Source organism: Reyranella sp. (genome assembly GCF_965227665.1).
Taxonomy (GTDB): domain Bacteria; phylum Pseudomonadota; class Alphaproteobacteria; order Reyranellales; family Reyranellaceae; genus Reyranella.
On the sequence record NZ_OZ245767.1, the window covers coordinates 3,049,551 to 3,067,594 of the forward strand.

General features: G+C 66.4%; 14 protein-coding genes. 5 read left to right on the top strand and 9 right to left on the bottom strand.

The features are described from left to right. Positions 1 to 117: 117 nt before the first annotated feature. The gene (locus tag ACO07I_RS14735; RefSeq protein WP_422008850.1) at positions 118 to 1,011 is read right to left on the bottom strand and encodes a LysR substrate-binding domain-containing protein; all 894 of its coding nucleotides are present in this window, start codon (positions 1,009 to 1,011) and stop codon (positions 118 to 120) included. Positions 1,012 to 1,112: 101 nt separating this feature from the next. On the opposite strand from ACO07I_RS14735, the gene ACO07I_RS14740 reads away from it, so the two are divergent. Genes ACO07I_RS14740 through ACO07I_RS14750 form a run of 3 tightly spaced genes read left to right on the top strand, consistent with a single transcriptional unit; the run spans position 1,113 to position 5,092 of the window. Further along, positions 1,113 to 2,438, top strand: coding sequence for an NAD(P)/FAD-dependent oxidoreductase (locus ACO07I_RS14740; RefSeq protein ID WP_422008852.1), 1,326 nt, complete (start codon positions 1,113 to 1,115; stop codon positions 2,436 to 2,438). Then, complete coding sequence (locus ACO07I_RS14745; RefSeq protein ID WP_422008854.1) at positions 2,435 to 3,514, top strand: M14 family metallopeptidase; 1,080 nt, start codon at positions 2,435 to 2,437, stop codon at positions 3,512 to 3,514. The genes ACO07I_RS14740 and ACO07I_RS14745 overlap by 4 nt, the downstream gene beginning before the upstream one ends. 9 nt (positions 3,515 to 3,523) lie before the next feature. Next, on the top strand, positions 3,524 to 5,092 hold the full coding sequence (locus ACO07I_RS14750) for an ABC transporter substrate-binding protein (protein ID WP_422008856.1): 1,569 nt from the start codon (positions 3,524 to 3,526) through the stop codon (positions 5,090 to 5,092). A gap of 10 nt (positions 5,093 to 5,102) precedes the next feature. Here ACO07I_RS14750 and ACO07I_RS14755 read toward each other — a convergent pair whose 3' ends face one another. The 6 genes from ACO07I_RS14755 to ACO07I_RS14780 form a co-directional block, all read right to left on the bottom strand. Continuing rightward, positions 5,103 to 6,623: a PepSY-associated TM helix domain-containing protein gene (locus tag ACO07I_RS14755; protein WP_422008858.1), complete on the bottom strand. Its 1,521-nt coding sequence runs from the start codon at positions 6,621 to 6,623 to the stop codon at positions 5,103 to 5,105. Between the two features lie 28 nt (positions 6,624 to 6,651). Beyond that, the gene (locus tag ACO07I_RS14760) at positions 6,652 to 9,120 is read right to left on the bottom strand and encodes a TonB-dependent siderophore receptor (protein WP_422008860.1); all 2,469 of its coding nucleotides are present in this window, start codon (positions 9,118 to 9,120) and stop codon (positions 6,652 to 6,654) included. Between the two features lie 113 nt (positions 9,121 to 9,233). After that, positions 9,234 to 10,205: a FecR family protein gene (locus ACO07I_RS14765; RefSeq protein WP_422018271.1), complete on the bottom strand. Its 972-nt coding sequence runs from the start codon at positions 10,203 to 10,205 to the stop codon at positions 9,234 to 9,236. A gap of 77 nt (positions 10,206 to 10,282) precedes the next feature. Continuing rightward, entirely contained in the window at positions 10,283 to 10,804 is a 522-nt protein-coding gene (locus tag ACO07I_RS14770) for an RNA polymerase sigma factor (RefSeq protein WP_422008862.1), read from the bottom strand. A gap of 68 nt (positions 10,805 to 10,872) precedes the next feature. Continuing rightward, positions 10,873 to 11,430: a carboxymuconolactone decarboxylase family protein gene (locus ACO07I_RS14775; protein WP_422008864.1), complete on the bottom strand. Its 558-nt coding sequence runs from the start codon at positions 11,428 to 11,430 to the stop codon at positions 10,873 to 10,875. A 68-nt stretch (positions 11,431 to 11,498) separates the two neighbouring features. After that, positions 11,499 to 11,693, bottom strand: a complete 195-nt coding sequence (locus ACO07I_RS14780; RefSeq protein ID WP_298309563.1) for a hypothetical protein — start codon at positions 11,691 to 11,693, stop codon at positions 11,499 to 11,501. Between the two features lie 180 nt (positions 11,694 to 11,873). Between ACO07I_RS14780 and ACO07I_RS14785 the strand changes: the two genes are divergently transcribed. Then, on the top strand, positions 11,874 to 15,101 hold the full coding sequence (locus tag ACO07I_RS14785) for a hypothetical protein (protein ID WP_422008866.1): 3,228 nt from the start codon (positions 11,874 to 11,876) through the stop codon (positions 15,099 to 15,101). Between the two features lie 36 nt (positions 15,102 to 15,137). Then, on the top strand, positions 15,138 to 16,046 hold the full coding sequence (locus ACO07I_RS14790; RefSeq protein WP_422008868.1) for an aldo/keto reductase: 909 nt from the start codon (positions 15,138 to 15,140) through the stop codon (positions 16,044 to 16,046). On the opposite strand, the gene ACO07I_RS14795 is transcribed toward ACO07I_RS14790, so the two are convergent. Both ACO07I_RS14795 and dinB read right to left on the bottom strand, forming a co-directional pair. Next, positions 16,043 to 16,942: an NAD-dependent epimerase/dehydratase family protein gene (locus ACO07I_RS14795; RefSeq protein WP_422008870.1), complete on the bottom strand. Its 900-nt coding sequence runs from the start codon at positions 16,940 to 16,942 to the stop codon at positions 16,043 to 16,045. The genes ACO07I_RS14790 and ACO07I_RS14795 overlap by 4 nt on opposite strands. 11 nt (positions 16,943 to 16,953) lie before the next feature. Further along, positions 16,954 to 18,033 carry a DNA polymerase IV gene (gene dinB, locus ACO07I_RS14800; protein WP_422018273.1) on the bottom strand — a complete coding sequence of 360 codons (1,080 nt, stop codon included), beginning with the start codon at positions 18,031 to 18,033 and terminating at the stop codon, positions 16,954 to 16,956. Positions 18,034 to 18,044 lie beyond the last annotated feature (11 nt).

The window sequence follows — 18,044 nt, forward strand, 5'->3', positions numbered from 1 at the left end:
TGGGGAGGTGTCGGTATTCTACGCCGACGGAGGAGTCAGATCGATCGTTCGTCCTTCGGCGCTCTCGGACATTGCAAGCAATGTCCTGTCGCTCAGGGGCCCGAGCTTCGCTCGGGCCTACCACCCCTTCGCCTTCATGTGGGCCTTCACGGCATCGAGGAACGCGTCGGCCAGGCGCGAGGGCTTGCGATGGCGCGGCCGCATGGCGCGAAAGAGATAGCGGATGCGCGGCTCGAACGGCACGACGGCGATGCCGGCGCCGAGATAGTCCCGGGCGGTGAACGGATCGACGATCGAGACGCCGAGGCCGCGCGCGGCGAGTGCGCAGGCGTCTGCGGAGGAATAGACGTCGATCTGCAGTTGCCGCTCGATCCGCTCCTGCTCGAAGGCGGCATCGATCAGATGGCGCATGCGGCCGTCGAGCGGGAAGGACAGGAAGCGTTCGCCGCGCAGGTCGACAGGCCTGATCACCTTGCGCCGCGCCAGCCGATGGCCGCCCGGCAGCACGCAGACCGCCGTCGCCCGACTGAGCTCCTCCGTCACCATCGAGGGATGCTCGAACGGCATCATCGAGAAGCCGAGGTCGATCTGCTGGTCGATCATCTTCTGGTTGATGTAGGTCGAACTGCGGACCTGGAAGACGATGTGCGCCTTGGCGTGCCGTTTCATGAAGGTGGCCATGACGTCCGGCAGGACACTGCGGCCGAGTGCCGGAGTCGAATAGATCAGCAGGTCGCCGATCTGCCGTTCCCGGATCTCGCGCGCCACTTCCGTCACGCGCTCGAGGCTGTGATAGAGCCGGGTCACTTCCTGTTCGAGAAGCCGGGCCTCGCTCGTCGGCGCCAGGCGTCGCTTGATTCGGGTGAAGAGCGGATAGCCGATCTCGTGCTCCAGCCCCGCCAGGATCTTGCTCACTGCCGGCTGCGAGACACCCAGACGCTCCGCGGCCGCGGTCACCGTTCCGTGCGCCATGATGGCGCGAAAGGCTTCGAGCTGGCGCGACGTGATCATCATAACCTCGGCGACTTAACCCCGTCGGACAATGACTTTGACCGCCCCGCGGCTCAAGCCCTTACTCATTCCTGTCAACGTTTTTGCCTGTGAGCCCCGTCATGCCTGCGGTTAACCAGTCGATTTTCTCCAGCGACTTCAAGGACGAGCCCTACTGGTGGCAGGCCTTCCGTCCGCAAGCCATCACGGCGCCGTCGCTGCCCGTGCGCACCGACGTCGTGGTCGTCGGCGGCGGCTATGCCGGCCTCGCGACGGCGCGCGCGCTGGCCGATGGCGGCGTCCAGAGCGTGGTGCTCGAAGCCGACGAGTTCGGCGCCGGCGCCTCGACACGCAGTGGCGGCGCGCTCAGCGCCGGCCTGTCGATCGGCAAGAGCTTCACCGGCCGCACGCTCGACTACTCGCCCGAACTGGTGCGCGACGTGGTGGGCTGGGCGATCGACGCCTATCGCGCGCTGATCGACCTGGTCGAACAGGAGGGGATCGACTGCCACCTCGAGCAGCGCGGCCGTTTCCTCGGGGCCTGCGCCGCCTCGCATTACGAAGGCCTGCGCACGCGCTTCGCCAAGCTGCGCGATGGCGGCGCCACCGACTGCCGCCTGATCACCCGCGAGGAGCAGCGCGAGGAGATCGGCAGCGACTTCTATCATGGCGGCATGGTCTTCGAGAGCGCGGGCAAGCTGCATCCCGCCCTGTTCTATGGCGGCCTGCTGGCGGCAGTGCGCCGCCGTAATTCGGTGATCCTGGCCGGCCATTGCCGCGCCACCGGCCTCGCCCGCGACGGCGAGGGTTGGCGGGTCAGCACCAGCATGGGCGAGGTCCGGGCGCGCCACGTCGTCGTCGCCACCAACGGCTACACGTCGGGCGTCACGCCCCGCCTGCAGAAGCGGCTGGTGCCCATCGCGAGCCACATCATTGCCACCGAAGAACTGCCGGCGGACCTGATTCGCGAGATCTGCCCGAAGGGGCGCACCTTCTCGGAGACGCGGCGCGTGCTGCACTACTACCGGATCTCGCCCGACGGAAAGCGCGTGATCTTCGGCGGCCGCGCCCGCTTCACCGAGATCGACGCCGAACTCCGCGCCCGGCTCCTCCACCAGGCGCTCGTCGAACGACTGCCGCAGCTCGCGGACGTCAAGGTCACCCACACCTGGCAAGGCAACGTCGCCTTCACCTACGACGCGCTGCCCCATGCCGGCGAACTCGACGGGCTCCACTTCGTGCTGGGCTGCAACGGCTCGGGCGTGTCGATGATGCCGTTCCTCGGCAATGCGATGGGGCAATCGATCGCCGGGCGCCTGCGTGGCAAGGTGCCCTTCGCCGGGACGGAGCTGCCGCCCATTCCGCTCTACTCCGGCAAGCCCTGGTTCCTGCCGGTGATCGGCGGCGCCTTCCGCACCCTGGATTACATCGACGAGAAGGTCAGATGAGCGCCTCGTTCTTTTCCGCTGATTACGACGAAGCGCGCCAGCGTTTCCTCGATGCCTCCGCCAAAGCCGGCGCCAGCGTCCAGAATCACATCCATCCGTCAAAGGGCGCGGCGGATGAGGAAATCGCCACCGATACCGCGCTGCTGGGGTCGGCGGATGCGAACAAACTGTTCATCGTGAGCTCGGGCACGCACGGCCCCGAGGGCTTTGCCGGCTCGGCCTGCCAGCTCGCGCTGCTGAACGACGAGCTGGCGAAGCGGGCCACGAGCCGCGGGATCGCGCTGCTCCTGATCCATGCCGTGAATCCGTACGGCTTCTCGCACCTGAAGCGGACGAACGAAGACAATATCGACCTCAACCGCAACTTCGGAGACTTCTCCCAACCCTATCCCGACAACCCGGTCTACGAGCAGATCCACGACCGGCTGGTGCCGGCGACCTGGCCGCCGTCCGCCGACAACGAGGAGCGTCTGACCGCCGCGATGGCGCGTCTTGCCGGGCAGCGCAATCCTGGTATTTCCAGCGGACAGGCCAGACATTCCGACGGGCTTTTCTACTGCGGCACCGCGCCCGCCTGGAGCAACGCCACCATCCGCTCGATCCTGCGCACCCACGGGACGACCAAGCGCCACATCGCCTGGATCGACGTCCACACCGGACTGGGCCCCTACGGCCACGGGGAGAAGATCTTCGGTCGCCATTCCGAGGAAACCACCAAACGCGCGAAAGCCTGGTGGGGCAGCGACCTGATTGTCAGCACGGCGACCGAGTCGGTATCGCCACGCACGATCGGGCACATCACGGGCTGCGCACCGGAGGAATGTCCCGGCGCGGCGATCACGCCCAGCACGCTGGAATATGGCACGGTGCCCAATCCCGTCGTGCGTCACGCGCTGCGCGGCGAGGCCTGGCTGGCGGGGCATCCCGATGCGCCAGCGCCTCTCGTGACGGAAATCAGGCGGGCGGTGCGCGACGCCTTCTACGTCGATGCCGACGACTGGAAGGGCATGATCCTCGGCCAGTTCAGGGCCCAGGCCCTGCAGACGATCAACGGGCTCGCAAACGAACAAATCTAGGGAGGAACCATGAACTTCAAGGCCCTGCTGGGTGCCGTCGCCGGTCTCGCGCTCGCGATGCCCGCCGCTGCGCAATCGACACTGAAGATCGTCATGCACTCCGACCTCAAGATCCTCGATCCGATCTGGGCGTCGGCGCAGATCAGCCGCACCCACGGCTACCTGGTCTACGACACGCTGTTCGGCCTCGACGGCGATCTCAAGCCGCAGCCGCAGATGGTGGGGAACTGGAGCGTCGATCCGGCCGGTCTGGTCTACAGCTTCACCCTGCGCGACGGGCTGAAGTGGCACGACGGCACGCCGGTCACCGCCGAGGACTGTGTCGCCTCGCTCAAGCGCTGGGGCAGCCGCGACCCGGTGGGCCTGAAGCTCATGGCCAACGTCAAGGATCTCAGTGCGCCCGACGCGAAGACGATCCGCCTCGAACTCGCCCGGCCCTACGGCCTGGTGATCGAGTCGCTCGCCAAGCCGGCCGGGGTCGTGCCCTTCATGATGCCCAAGCGTGTGGCCGACGCGCCGGCGACCCAGCAGATCAAGGATCCGACCGGCTCCGGCCCGTTCATGTTCAAGGCCGACGAATGGCGGCCCGGCGACCGCGTGGTGTACGTGAAGAATCCCAACTATGCGCCGCGCAGCGAGCCGCCTGCCAATTATGCGGGCGGCAAGGTCGCCAAGGTCGATCGCGTCGAATGGGTGTCGATCGCCGATCCGCAGACCGCGGTGAATGCGCTGGAGAACGGCGAGGTCGATGCACTCGAATCGGTGGCGCACGATCTGCTGCCGCTGGTCGAGAAGCGGCGCGGCATCTCGGTACAGCGCGGCGCCTATGCCAGTCAGTACACGCTGCGGCCGAACTGGCTCCATCCGCCGTTCAACGACCCTCGCATGCGGCTCGCGCTGGGCTATGCCATCGACCAGAAGGAATTCCTGGACGCCGCCGTCGGCGATCCCAAGTACTGGCGCCTCTGCAAGACCTACTATGGCTGCGGCACGCCGCTCGCGTCGGACAAGGGCACATCGGGTCTGCTCGAGGGCAACGTCGAGAAGGCCAAGGCGCTTCTAAAGGAAGCGGGCTACGACGGCCGGCCGATCGTGCTGCTGCAGGTGACCGACCTCGCCTCCCTGGTCGCTCTCGGCCCCGTCGCCAAGGCACAGCTCGAGCGGGTCGGCTTCAAGGTCGACATGCGTCCCGCCGACTGGCAGACGCATCTCGCGCGCGTCATGCGCAAGGAGCCGCCTGAAGACCGTGGCTGGAACATCACCCTGTCGAGCATCGGGGTCATCGACGTTGCGAACCCCATCACGTCGCTGTTCCTGAACTCGGCCTGCGACAAGGCCTCCGCCGGGTGGTCGTGCGACGAGCGGATCGAGGCAATGCGCGAGGCCTATGCGCTGGAACCGGAGGCGGCAAAGCGCAAGGCCATCGCCGAGGAGATCCAGGAGCGCGCCCTGCAGGTGGGGACGCACTATCCGCTCGGCGAATGGTACAGCGCCTCGGCCGTCAGCGCCCGCACGAAGGGCTGGATCCGCCCACCTTCGACGACCGTGTTCTGGAACGTCGAGATCGCGAAGCGCTGAAGTCACGCGGCTAGGCGGCCGGCTTTCGCCGCCGGAGCTGGAGCGCCGCGCCGCTCGCCAGCGCGGCGACCAGCAGCAGCATCAGGTCCATGCCGCCCACGGGCCAGAGATGGCGCAGACCGAGGGTGTGGCCGAGATGGTGGCCGGTGGTCATCCAGTTCAGCAGCACGGCGGCCGGGGCCAAGGTCGCGATCATGCCCAGCTGCTCGACCCAGGCGTGCCCCGGCCGTGACCAGGCATGGGCGAAGGTTGCCAGCCACACGAGATAGAAGGTCCAGATCTCCAGCGCGGCGCGCCCGTGGCCCAGGAACGCCGCACCCGGCGGCAGCAGGCGATTGACCACGAAGAACGCAAGCGTCGCGACGTGAATACCGGCCACGGAGCCGACCGTCAGTCCTTCCACGATGCGCACACCGCGCAACCCCAGATGCGCATGCCGGCGGCGGCGCGATTCCAGCCAGAACAAGGCGCCTGTGGCGATCAGGACGCATCCCAGCAAGCCGAGCCCGAAGTAGAGCCAGCGCAAAGTCCAGTGGCGGAACTGGATGAGATGGAACCCGGAGATGAACCGCGAGGCCGTCACCACCGGCTGCGCGCCCAGCCGCTGGTGCAGCAGTTGGCCCGTCGTCGCGTCGAAGGATGCCACATCGGCCGCGGCGCGTACGCGGTCGTCGTTCGCGCGGCTCACCTGCACAACCGCCGCTGCATCGCCAGGATTGCGCACGGTCACGAAGCGCGGCACGTCGCCTTCCCAGCCTTCACGAGCCCGCGTGACCATCTCGTCCAGGGACGCGAGCGTGCCGGGCTTGTTCGCCTTCGCGCGATCGAACAGGTCGAAGGCCTCCGCGCCAAAGGCGCGCCAGTCGCCCTGATATGCGACCTGCCATACCGCGGCAAAATAGACCGAATAAAAGATGATCAGGCCAGACAGGGTAATGGCGATGTGGAACGGCAGGCCGAGCACGCCGGCGACATTATGCAGGTCGAGGATCGAGCGGCGCGGTTTCCTGTCGATCCGGAACGCAAAGAAGTCGGCGAAGAGCTTGCGATGGATGACCACGCCCGACACACACAGGGCCAACATTGCCATCCCGGCAAATCCCACCAGCCAGGAGCCGAGCTGGGCGAAGCGAATGTGCAGATTGTAGTGGAACGGATAGAGGAACTGGGTCCCGGCCAGCGTGCCCGGATCGGGTAACGAAGCGCCCGTGACGGGATCGAGATAGCGCACGACCGGTCCTGACGGCGTGCGCCATGCCACGCGAAACATTGGCATCCGGTCGGTCGGCAACAGGACGGACCAGAAGGACGCGCGCGCTGCAGCCGACTCCTGGATCAGGGGCTGAAGCGTATCGAGCGGGAGGGGATGCTCCGGCAGCGCCAGCCGCGTCGCGGGCATCATCCATCGGTCGATCTCGCGATCGAAGACACTCAGCGTGCCCATCCAGAAGATGGCGAACAGCAGCCCCCCCAGCACCACACCGGTCCAGGTGTGAAGCCAGCCCATCGCCCCCCGGAACGTCTGCTCCATCTGCGTCAACCGCAATACGGCGAAGGCCTCAGAAGTCCGCGGTCAACGCCAGACGGAAGGTCCGCGGTGCCCCGAGGAACAGCGTCGTGGCGCCGGACCCTCCCGCCCAGTAGTTGTTGTCGAACAGATTCTCGACGTTGAAGCGGATCGCTACCGGATTGCCCGTCGGGCTGTTGTCGGTATCGAAGACGTAGCGCGCGCCAATGTCGAAGCGAGTCCAATCCGGCAGGCTGCGTCGCGGCAGGGTCGTGTCGATGTATTGGGAGCCGGTGTAAACGACGCGGCCGTTCACGGTGAGACCACGCGCGAACGGCAGATCCCATTCGGCACTCGCCCTGAGCTGGAGGTTCGGCGAGAAGGGTGCCGTCCAGCCGTCGGTTGCGCCACCCTGTGTCTTGGTCAGCAGGGCATTGAGGAACATCGCCCCACCCAGCAGGCGAACGCCGGGCAGAGGTTCGCCGAAGACGTTCAGCTCAAGGCCCTGATTCCTCTGCTCCCCACCCAGGAACTGGGTATTGGTGACGGTGTTCGTCAGGATGCTCGGCTGGGTGATCTGGAAGAGACTGGCCGTCGTGGTGAACTTGCCCCAGTCGGCCTTCACGCCGACTTCGTACTGGGTCGACTTGTACGGCGGGAATACCTCACCGGCGTTTGCGAAAGCAGTGCCGACGGTCGTTCCCTGTTGCAGCCCCTGGATGAAGTTGCCGTACAACGAGATGTTCTTCCAGGGCTTGAAGACGAGCGCGACGGACGGGCTGAGTGCGGTCTGCTCATAGCTGCTCGTGCGAGCACCGGTGATGACGTTGAAGTTCGAGGCCCCCACCTGCTGCAGGCGCGCGCCCAGGGTGAGCTGGATGCGCTTGTCTACGGCAGACAGGGTGTCGGCAATCACCAGGCTCTGCAGGCTTTGCGTCGCGGACTTGTTGGCGGCGGGATTGGCGAGACCGGCCGGCGCCACGTATATCGGATTGTATATGTTGGTGTTGTAGGCCGCGCCGACCACGGACGCGATACCGCTCGCCGATTCGTAGATCGACCCGCTGAACACGAACTCATGCGAGATGGGACCGGTCGTGGCGAGGGCCCTCACCCCTGCTTCGCCTGTCAGGATCTGGGCATAGGAATTCTGGACGGCCTGAGATCCTCGCGCCGCGCCGTTCTGGTTGGTGATGGTGACGATGTCGGTGCTGTAGAGCTGGCCGTAGCGGCTGTCGTGAACGCCGAACGACGCAAACGCCGTCACCGTTTCGAGCATGTCGACTTCGGCACGGAGGACCGCAAAGGCATCCTTGGTCCATTTGTTGCTCCATGCCTGAGCCGCGGGATTGTTGCGGACGTTCGGGGCCCAGGGAAGCTGCACGCCGGCGGCGAGGCCCAGATAGGGCACCACGCCTGTTATGTACTCGTACTGGTAGCCGAGGTCGGCGGAGAGCCGAACGTGATCGCCGCGATAGTCGAGACCGAGGACCCCCAGCAGCCGCTCGTCGGTATTGTACTGGACGTTCGTTTGGCCGCCCCGATAGACACCGTTGAAGCGCACGCCGAACTGCTGATCGTTGCCGAAGCGGCGGCCGACATCCACGGCCCCGCCAACCTGCCCGGCCGAGATATAGTTCAGCGTCGCCTGGGTGAGCGGCGTCTCGCCGGCGCGCTTTGGGACGATGTTGACGGTGCCGCCGATCGCACCCGACGGGGACATGCCATTCAACATCGCGCTCGGCCCCTTCAGGACCTCGATGCGTTCGGCCATCTCCGGCATCACAGAATAGGTCGGCAACAGCCCGAACAGGCCGCCATAGGTCCAGGCATTGTTCTGGATGTTGAAGCCGCGAATGTTGATGAGCTCGGCGCCAGCCCCCCCGTCCGGCACATAGAAACGAACGGAAGGATCGTCGACCAGGACCTCGCGTACCGACCGCGCCTGCTGGTCCTGCGCCTTCTTCGCCGTGAAGCTGGTCTGGTTGAAGGGCGTGTCCATCACGTCGCGATTGCCCAGCACGCCGAGTTGCCCACCCGTGGCGACCTGCCCGCCGGCATAGGGCGGCGGGACATTGTCGATCATCGCCTGCGACGGCACCGGGAACATGCCCTGCACCTGTACCGGGTCGAGTTGCAGGGCACCGGGCGCCTGCGCGCCGCCACCGCCGTGTTTCTCGAGGACCACCGTATTGGCCTCGCTGAAGCGCCAACCTACGCCGGACCCCCCCAGCAAGGCGTTGAGCGCCTGCGCCACGGTATAGGCACCCGACAAGCCTCCAGTGCGCTTTCCGGCCAGGTCTCCCGAGGCGCCGAGCAGCCGGATACCCGCCTGGTCCGCCAGTCGCGTCAGCGCCGTGTCGAGATCCTGCGCGGGAATATTGAAGGTCACGGTACGCGGCGCCTGCGCCTGTTCCAGCGTCCGAGGCGGCTGTCCCGCTTCGTTCTGCGCGTAAACCATGCCGGGCCACCACAGACCGGTCGCGATCGTCGACGCGAGCATCATACGTGAAACCAGCATGTCGTCCCCCAATGCTACGCGGCGGCGGCAGGCGAGCTCCTTGTTTCGGAGTGCGTCTCAATCTCACCGTCTCGACGGTAAGACGAATCGATGATGGCGAACTTGCAGCGCATTCAGCGAATGATCGTCAGCAGGGGCAGATAGGTGACTCGCGCCTTGCTGGTTTCCGCGAGGGTGCGCAGTAGCCGATCGGGATCGTCGAGGTCGAATACGCCCGTCACCTGAAGGGCCTTGAGGTCCTCGTTGGCAATGACGATCCGTCCCCGGCGGTAGCGCTCCAGTTCCGCGACGACGCTCTGCAACGACCGCCGATTGAAAATGAGCTTGCCGCGCTGCCATGCCGTGACGACGTCGACGTCGACGGAGAGAACCTTCTGCCCTTCGACCTCGCCGAGGGCTAGTGCCTGCCCCACTTCCAGTCGCACCGCGGCGGCCTTGCCGACCGTCACTTCGACTGTGCCCTCGGTGACGACGACACGCTCGCACATTGCGTTCCGCTGCAAGACGAAGGCGGTACCCACCGCTCGGGCCTGAGCGTTTCCAGCCGTGACGATGAACGGACGGTTGGGGTCCTTGGCCACTTCGAAAGACGCTTCACCACCGTAGAGCGCGATACGCCGCTCGTGACCGGAATAGTCAACCGACAGCGCAGTCGCGGTGTTGAGCGTGACGGTCGAGCCATCGTCCAGGGCAATGCGCTTACGCTCTCCGATAGCGGTTGCGTAATCGGCATAGAGGCCGGAAAGATGATCCTGCAGGTTGGGTCCTACGGCCACGACGGCAACAGATGCGGCAGCCGCCGTGATGCCGGCAAACACCGTCCGGCGGCCGACGCGGTGCGGCAACGAGGCGATCGACTGCATTTCGGCTCGGCTTCGCAGCCCGGAGGCCTGGCGGGTTGCGGCGACGTCGCGCAACAGGGCCTCAGCCTCTGCCGCCGCGGCTTCATGCATCGCCGAGCGCTCGCGCCAGCGCTTGAACGCGAACCGATCACTCGATGTGGCGTGGCCCGAACTCAAACGCACCAGCCAGTCGATGGCCTCGTCGCTCAGCGTGCCGCCTGGATTTTCTCCCTCATCCGACATCAGCAACCGATTTGACTCGTCCCCTCGACTCAAACGACGTTTGAACGCGGGCGGACTTGCAGCACTCGCCCGTGTTTTTATTCGTCATCGCCTTGCCGCAGCCTGTTACGGCAATGCCGTAGCGCCTGTGCGATGTATTTCGCCACCATGCTCTCGGACACGCCGAGCTGGCGGGCGATCTCGACGAAGGACCGCCCCTCGACACGGCTGAGCAGCAGGGCAAGACGCGGCTTTGACGGCAACTCGTCCAGTGCCGCCTCCAGCAGGCGCAGCCGCTCGCGGGCGAGCGCGCTCGCCTCCGGAGACGGTGTCGTATCGGGCACCGTCTCGGCCTCTTCGAGGAAGGTGAGGTCGGCCGCGATCCGGCCTTCACGCCGCATCGTGTCGATCGCCAGATTTCCGGCGACGCGATAGACGAAGGCTCGCGGATTTTGAATGTCGAGATTGGTCGGCGGGATGGCCGCCAGCCGGACATAAGTATCCTGGGCCACATCGGCGGCACGCTCGGCATTACCGGTCCGCCGCGTCAGGAAGCGCAGCAGATCCTGGTAGTTCTCGCGAAAGCTCGCGATCAAAGCAGATACGTCGTGCCGCCCCATGGTCCCGATTCGCTATCCCGGGACCGGTCTATTCTACTTGCGAATGACTCGCAAATGCTAACGCAGGCTTACTTCTTTTCCGCGCCCGGCAGGAAGTCGTCGAGCGGGACGCCGAAGCTGTTGAGCGCCCAGGAGACGAGATTGTACTGGCCGACCGTGAACACGGCGTCCATGAGCTGCTCGGTCGAATAGGTCTTCGACAGGGTGGCCCAGGTCTCGTCGGAGGCGACCGAGTTTTCGAAGAGATCGTCGGCGAGCTGCATCAGCGCCGCCTCATGCTCGTTCCAGCCCTTGGCCTTGGGTCCTTCCTTGAGGTTGGCGATGTCACCGTCGGTGACGCCGCCCCTCTTGGCGATGAGCTCGTGCTGCGCGAATTCGTATTCGGCCTGGTTCAGCCAGCCGATGCGCAGGATGAGCAGCTCGCGATCGCGGAAGGGCAGGGTCTGCTTTGAGAGGATGTGCCCGGCAAACGGCGTCCAGCGCTTGGTCAGCGCGGGGTGATTGGCCATCACCTTGAAGATGTTGAACACCTGGCCGTTCATTGCGTTCTTCTCGATGGCTTCGCGATCCTCCGCCTTCATGGTCGAGAGGTCACGAATCGGAATACGCTGCTTGCGCTTGATCACCACTTTCCTCCTTTGTCGGTCGTGATGTGGACTAGCGTCCCCTCAGGCGACCGACAAGGCGAAAGGACCTACTCCGCGCGTGCGCTTTCGCCCGGCGGCTGGAGCTTGGCTGCGGCGAGCCGCGCCTGACCCGGTGTATTGAACTGGTGGCCGTCGAGTTCGAAGAACGGGCGGGTGAAGGCATGGAAACGAAACGCATTGCCTTCCTTGAGGACGACGCCGGCGGGCTTTCCCCAGATTTCGACGACGAAGGGCTCGGGCATGGCGCGGTCTCCTTCAGGCTGAGATGTCTGCGATCGGTTCTGAGATGGGAGCGACATGGGAGAAGACAATGGCCAGAAGTGTCGAAACAACAGACGGTCACAGAAGAACCTTCGCGTACGGCATCAATATGGCGTCGGGGTTCCGCGCTGGTGTAATGGTCATCGTTGCGGAACAATGTCATGGCAATGTCACGTGACCTCACACGCTCCCGCTTCCTGCGCAGCGCCAGTGTCACGGCCGCAATGCTCGCCGCCGGGCCGGCGAGCGCGCAGTCGCGACGCGAAGAACGGGTCCTGATCAGCGACATCGAAACGGCAACGATCGACGGCCGTGACTGGGACAGGCCGATGCCAGGGGGCCGCACGGTCGACGCCGTGCATCGTTCCGTGCTCCTGCGTTTTCCCGGCGCCGCCGACGCCATCGCCCTTCCCCTGCTGCGCGGTCGCGTGCTGGCGAAGGTCGAGCTGGTACTCGACTATGGCGGCTACGAGATCGTGCCCGAAGGCTATACCTGTCGCGAGGGCTTGGGCCGCAAGCTCTGGACCGACGATCCCCCAAGCTGGCATGTGATGGCGTGGCCGTTGCGTCAGCCCTGGATCGCCGATCCGACGATCGGGCCGACCTTCAACGCCAGCATCGACGGCAGGCGCTATTGGGCTCGCTGGGGCGCGACAGATCCGACGCGCGACCGCCTCGACGGACTGCTGGAGCCGCAGGAGCTTTCGCAGCAGCAGCGGATCGCGCGCTTCGACATCACACGCCTTTTCTCGACCGACATTCTCTCGCCCGATCCGCCCAACCGGCTGATGATGCCCGAACGCTGCGGCTTCCTGCTGCGCAAGCTCGAGACCTACGACACACGCTATCGCCAGCCCGGCAATGCCTACGAATGGGCGATGCCGATCGGCGGGCACGGCCTCAAGTTCAAGGCTGCCCACCTGCAACTCACCCTGCGCGCCGTCGACGGCTCGGTCGCGATCGCCTTGCCGCCCACGGCGCAGCGCAGTCTTCCCCGCACCGCCGACGACAGCCAGCCGACGGCCCGCCTCCTGCCGATTGAGGAAATCGCCGAGCGGGCGCAGGCCGCCACCCACCCGCGGGGAAGCCGCCCCGATTGGCAGTTCGAGCGCATCCGCGAACTGCAGCGCGTCGGCGGCGACAATGTCAGCCCCTGGGCTGAGGTCGCCGGACCGGACGCACAGCGCGCCTATGCGAGCCGGCTCGGGGCGCTCCTCGCCAGGCCGCCGCGCTACTGGATGGGCTGGGAGATCGCCGACCTGCTGCTCATCTGGCACCTGTTCCGCGAGCTGCTGCCGGAACCTGTGCAGGACCACTTGAAGGCCTACTGGACCGCCTGGCTGCAGCCCGACCTGCCGACCAGCGCTTTCGTGTCGCCGCAGGGACCCGAAGCCATAGACTACTGGCGCCGCAACAAGGACTGGCGCGGTCGTGCCTCGTTCTTCCGGGATGGCTACAACTACGCCGTCAGCACGCAGAACTTCAATCACACCGCCGCCATGGGCGCCCTGCTCGGCGGCGCGATGATCGGCTCGTCTCATGCGATGGGCGACGGGCGGCACGGTCTCGAGAACCTGCCGCTGCGCTTCTGGGGCTTCCTCGATGGCAGCACGCAGGAGATGCTCGACCCCTATTACCTGTCGATCACCCTGAGCGCCCTCAAGCTGTTCAAGGATTATGGACCGACACCGCTCGACCGACTGATGGGCCGCGTGCTGGTCGATCGCACGCTCGAGCTGCTCATCAGCGTGTATCATCCGACGCTGCGCCGCTTCGTCTGTTCCGGCACCCGCGTCCGCCTCTCGGGCGTGCTCGCCGAACAGGACGGGATCTACGGCGCGCTCCACACCGTATCGAAGGCCGGCGTCGTCAATCACCTCGACACGGACTCGACCGGCACGGTGCACGGCATGCCGGCCTGGGGGTACGACTTCCCGCCGGGCCGCGTGGCGATGCAGAGCCTGGCCGCTCCGTGGGCGCCCGACTGGGTGTCGGGTCCCATCGACGACCGCAGTGCGCCCTGCGAGGAGACCTCCGCCGAGACGACGCGCGGCATTTACAATCCGCCGCTCTGGAAGCGGACCTACCTCGGCCGCTGGCACGGGCTTGCCAGCCAGGACATGCGCGGCGGCACGGTCGATCTCGTCGGGCAATGGGTCCGCGCGCCGCGGACCGCCACGACTCCGGCGGAGCGCGGCATGCTGACCGCCCGGTATTCGGCCAATACGCCGAACCTCACCACCACGCGCGAGGGCCTGATCCCGCAGGCCGGCCTGCTGCTCACCTTCCAGAGCCGCAACCGCGCCATCGTCTTCGCGACACCTCACTGCAACCGCCAGCGCTTCCTCGACGCCTCCACAGACAGGATCGGCTCTCTGGCGACGGTGATCGGTCTGTGGAACTTCGCCCCGTCGCCCGGCTGGGAACTACATGCGGGCGATCGGCGCCTCGAGTCGTTCCCGCAGAAGCTGCCGGCCGGCCAGCGCCTGTTCATCCGCGACGGCGTGACCTATCTCGCGATCCTGCCGCTGCCCGCGACCGACCTGGGCCGCGACACCGGCATCGAGATCGCGCCCGGAATCGCCGCAGAGGCGGAGCCGAACGGCGCCCGGGTGGGGCCGGCTCTCACCATCTCGATGTTCAATCTACGCCGTGCGCAGCCGGTGCCGGTCTCGTCGCTCGACTTGCGTGAAGTCCTGTCGCGCACGTATGGCGGATTCGTACTCGAGATGGGCGACGAGGCGCAGCATGGCAGCTTCGAGGCCTTCCGCCGCCATATCGCCGCCACCGAGCTGAAGGCGGACTGGAACGCCGCGAGGCGTATCGTGGAGGTCAGCTACCGCAGCGGCGGCGACCTCATGGAGGCGGCCTTCTCGACCGAATTCGCCCAGCCGGTGGAGATCAATTATCCGCTGGAAGGCGGCGCCCAGCAGAAGGCGATTCCCTATCGCCGGCTGAACGGCGCCTGGCCTTACCTGCCGGCGGGCATCGAGCGCGACAGTTTCTGGGCGCAGCAGGGCACGACCGGTCGTCTGGAAAAGGCCGGCGCGGTGCTGACGACCGAACGCGGGCGCACGGCGTACCTGATCGCCGATCCGTCGAGCGGTGCGGTGGTCGCCTACAATCCGCTGCCCGACCCGCAGGCGTTCGCGCTGACCACACGCGACGGCGCCACCTTTCGCGCCGATGGCAAGGTGGGCCTGATGCGTCTGGAATACCGGCCCTGGGCGCGCGAGATCGAAATCGACCATACGCCCAAGCCGGGTCAGGACGGCCTTGCGCCGACGATCACGGTCTCGGGACTTGCCGCCGGGCCCAAGGTTACGGTCAATGGGCACCGTGTCGATCCGCGCAGCGCCGGCAATAATTTTCAGATAGCGATAGCCTGATCGGCCCGCGGAAACGTTGAGGTCGCGGAGAGTTTCATGCCCCTGACCCGTTCAGCCCTGCTCGGCCTCGCCGGCGCCACCGTTCTTGCGGTCGGGCGAGCCGCCGCGCAGCCGCAAGCGCGCTTGCACCAGCGCAAGATTCCCTCGTCGGGCGAAATGCTGCCTGTCGTCGGAGTCGGCACGTGGCGCACCTTCGATGTGGGTGCGCGGCCGGCCAACCGTGCGCCGCTGGCCGAGGTGCTGCGCCTGCTGTTCGACGCCGGCGGGTCGGCGATCGACACCTCGCCGATGTACGGGTCGGCCGAGGCCGTGGTCGGCGACTTGCTTTCAGCGGCCAATTCCCGTGCCAAGGCCTTCATCGCCACGAAGGTCTGGACCACCGGCCGCGACAACGGGCTCACGCAGATGCGCAACTCCTTGCGGCTTCTCAAGACCGACCGCATCGACCTGATGCAGATCCACAATCTGGTCGACTGGCGCGCCCATCTGCCGACCTTGCAGGCCTGGAAGGCGGAGGGCCGCATCCGCTATCTCGGTATCACCCACTATACGCAGAGCGCCCACGACGAGCTGGAGAGCGTGATGCGGGCAGAGAAGTGGGACTTCGTGCAGGTCAACTACGCGCTCGACGATCGCGCCGTCGAACGCACGCTCCTGCCACTCGCCGCCGATCGCGGCATCGCGGTGATCGTGAACCAGCCGTTCGGCGGCGGCGGACTCCTGCGCAAACTCCTGAGCCGCAAGCTGCCCGAGTGGGCCGGCGAGATCGGTGCCACCAGCTGGGCACAGCTTCTGCTCAAGTTCGTGCTGGCAAACCCCGCCGTCACCTGTGTCATTCCGGGCACGGGCAAGCCCGAGCATATGGCGGACAACCTTCGGGCGGGCTTCGGGGTCTATCCCGACGCGGCACTGCTCAAGAGGATGATCGCCGAGATCGACGTCTAGAGCGGCAGCTCCGCCTCGATCCATTCCGTCGCCGAACCATGCTTCGGCTGCCAGCCGAGCTCGCTGCGGGCGCGCCGGGCGCGGACGCGGCTGTTGGAGCCGAACGTGTAGGCCGCGCTGTTCTCGCCGAGCTCTCTCGCGGCTTCCTCGAACGGCCAGGCCTGCGGCTCGCCCAGCTTCAGGCGGCGCGCGATCGCCGCACAGATGTCGCGATAGGAGGCCTCGCCGTTCTCGGCGAAATAGAAGGCGCCCGGCGGCGCCTTTTCCAGCGCCAGGCAATAGAGGTCGGCCACGTCCTCGACATGAACGTTCGACCAGACATTCAGCCCTTGGCCGACATGGCGCACCACGCCCGACGCCTTCGCCCGCTTCGCGAGACCGGGGATCTGCGCGCTGTCGCGCGCCAGACCGAGGCCGTTGCCGTAGATCATGGTCGGGCACACGACGACGGAGCGCACGCCGCGGCGGCTGGCGTCGCGGATCGTGCGGTCGATGGCGACGCGCGCCTGCTTGCCCGGCACCGGCTCGAAAGGCGTCTCCTCGTCGTAGATCTTGTCCGATGCGACATCGCCATGGGCGTCGTCGGCCACGATGCTGGAGCCGCTGGTATGGACGAAGGGCTTGTTCGAGCCGGCAAGCCCGTCGAGCAACGCCTCCACCGCACCGCGATGGTCGCTGTTGGCGGCATTGATCACGGCATCCGCGCGACTGGCTTCGGCCGCGAGTATCGCGGCGTCGTCGAGCCCGCCGATGACGGACGCCACGCCGAAGGCGACGAGACTACGGCCCTTCTCGGCGTCGCGCACGAGGCCGCGGATCTCGTGGCCATCGTCGAGCAGGCGGCGGGCGATCGTGCCGCCGATATAGCCGGTCGCGCCGGTCATGAAGATCTTCATGGTCGTGTCTCCTAGAGAGCCAGAGTCATCTGGGGCGACACCTTGCGCTCTTCGCGCTGGTGCAGGTTATGCAGCGATACGCCCAGCAGGCGCACTTTCTTTTCGAGCGGAAAGATCGAGCGCACCAGCTCGCGCGCCGTGCGCTCCAGCAGGTCGCGGCTGTCGACACCCTCTTCAAGGGTTCGGCTGCGGGTCACGATCCGGAAGTCGGCATACTTAACCTTCACGGTCACGGTGCGGCCGACGATGCCGGTGCGCTCGCAATAGGACCAGACATCCTCGAGCACCGAGGCGACGCCGTCCTCCACCGCCGCCGGCCGGTCGAGATCCTCCATGAAGGTCGTTTCCGAGCCGACCGACTTGCGCGGCCGGTTGGGCACGACGCGACGTTCGTCATGACCGCGCGCGATGGAATAGTAGTAGGCCCCGGAGCGGCCGAAATACTGCTGCAGGAAGTCGAGCGGCTGCGCCTTCAGGTCGGCGCCTGTATGGATCCCCAGCCGGTTCATCTTTTCCGCCGTCTTCGGCCCGACGCCATGGAAGCGACCGACCGGCAATCCCTCGACGAAGGCCGGCCCCTTCTCGGGCGGGATCACCGTCTGGCCGTCGGGCTTGCGATGGTCGGAGGCGAGCTTGGCCAGGAACTTGTTGTAGGAGATGCCGGCGGAGGCGGTCAGGCCGGTTCGCTCCAGGATGCGTGCCCTGATCTCGCGCGCGATCTCCGAGGCGAGCGGCATGCCCTTGAGGTTTGTCGTGACGTCGAGATAGGCCTCGTCGAGCGAGAGCGGCTCCACCAGCGGCGTGTAGTCCAGGAAGATCTCGCGGATCTGGCGCGACACGTCCTTGTAGACCTCGAAACGCGGCTTCACGAACAGCAGCTCCGGACACAGGCGCTTGGCCGTGACCGAGGGCATGGCCGAGCGTACGCCGAACTTGCGCGCCTCGTAGCTGGCCGCCATCACGACGCCGCGCTGCCGCCCGCCGACCGCGACCGGCTGGCCACGCAGCGAGGGATCGTCGCGCTGCTCCACGGACGCGTAGAAGGCGTCCATGTCGACGTGGATGATCTTGCGGATCTCGGCTTCCGCCATCATGGGAGTAT

Coding starts and splice junctions, on each gene's coding strand:
- ACO07I_RS14790 (WP_422008868.1), top strand. CDS start 15,138: ATGCCCCTGACCCGTTCAGCCCTGCTCGGCCTCGCCGGCGCCACCGTT.
- ACO07I_RS14745 (WP_422008854.1), top strand. CDS start 2,435: ATGAGCGCCTCGTTCTTTTCCGCTGATTACGACGAAGCGCGCCAGCGT.
- ACO07I_RS14785 (WP_422008866.1), top strand. CDS start 11,874: ATGGCAATGTCACGTGACCTCACACGCTCCCGCTTCCTGCGCAGCGCC.
- ACO07I_RS14750 (WP_422008856.1), top strand. CDS start 3,524: ATGAACTTCAAGGCCCTGCTGGGTGCCGTCGCCGGTCTCGCGCTCGCG.
- ACO07I_RS14765 (WP_422018271.1), bottom strand. CDS start 10,205: ATGTCGGATGAGGGAGAAAATCCAGGCGGCACGCTGAGCGACGAGGCC.
- ACO07I_RS14755 (WP_422008858.1), bottom strand. CDS start 6,623: ATGGAGCAGACGTTCCGGGGGGCGATGGGCTGGCTTCACACCTGGACC.
- ACO07I_RS14740 (WP_422008852.1), top strand. CDS start 1,113: ATGCCTGCGGTTAACCAGTCGATTTTCTCCAGCGACTTCAAGGACGAG.
- ACO07I_RS14770 (WP_422008862.1), bottom strand. CDS start 10,804: ATGGGGCGGCACGACGTATCTGCTTTGATCGCGAGCTTTCGCGAGAAC.
- ACO07I_RS14735 (WP_422008850.1), bottom strand. CDS start 1,011: ATGATCACGTCGCGCCAGCTCGAAGCCTTTCGCGCCATCATGGCGCAC.
- ACO07I_RS14760 (WP_422008860.1), bottom strand. CDS start 9,120: ATGCTGGTTTCACGTATGATGCTCGCGTCGACGATCGCGACCGGTCTG.
- ACO07I_RS14780 (WP_298309563.1), bottom strand. CDS start 11,693: ATGCCCGAGCCCTTCGTCGTCGAAATCTGGGGAAAGCCCGCCGGCGTC.
- dinB (WP_422018273.1), bottom strand. CDS start 18,033: ATGGCGGAAGCCGAGATCCGCAAGATCATCCACGTCGACATGGACGCC.
- ACO07I_RS14795 (WP_422008870.1), bottom strand. CDS start 16,942: ATGAAGATCTTCATGACCGGCGCGACCGGCTATATCGGCGGCACGATC.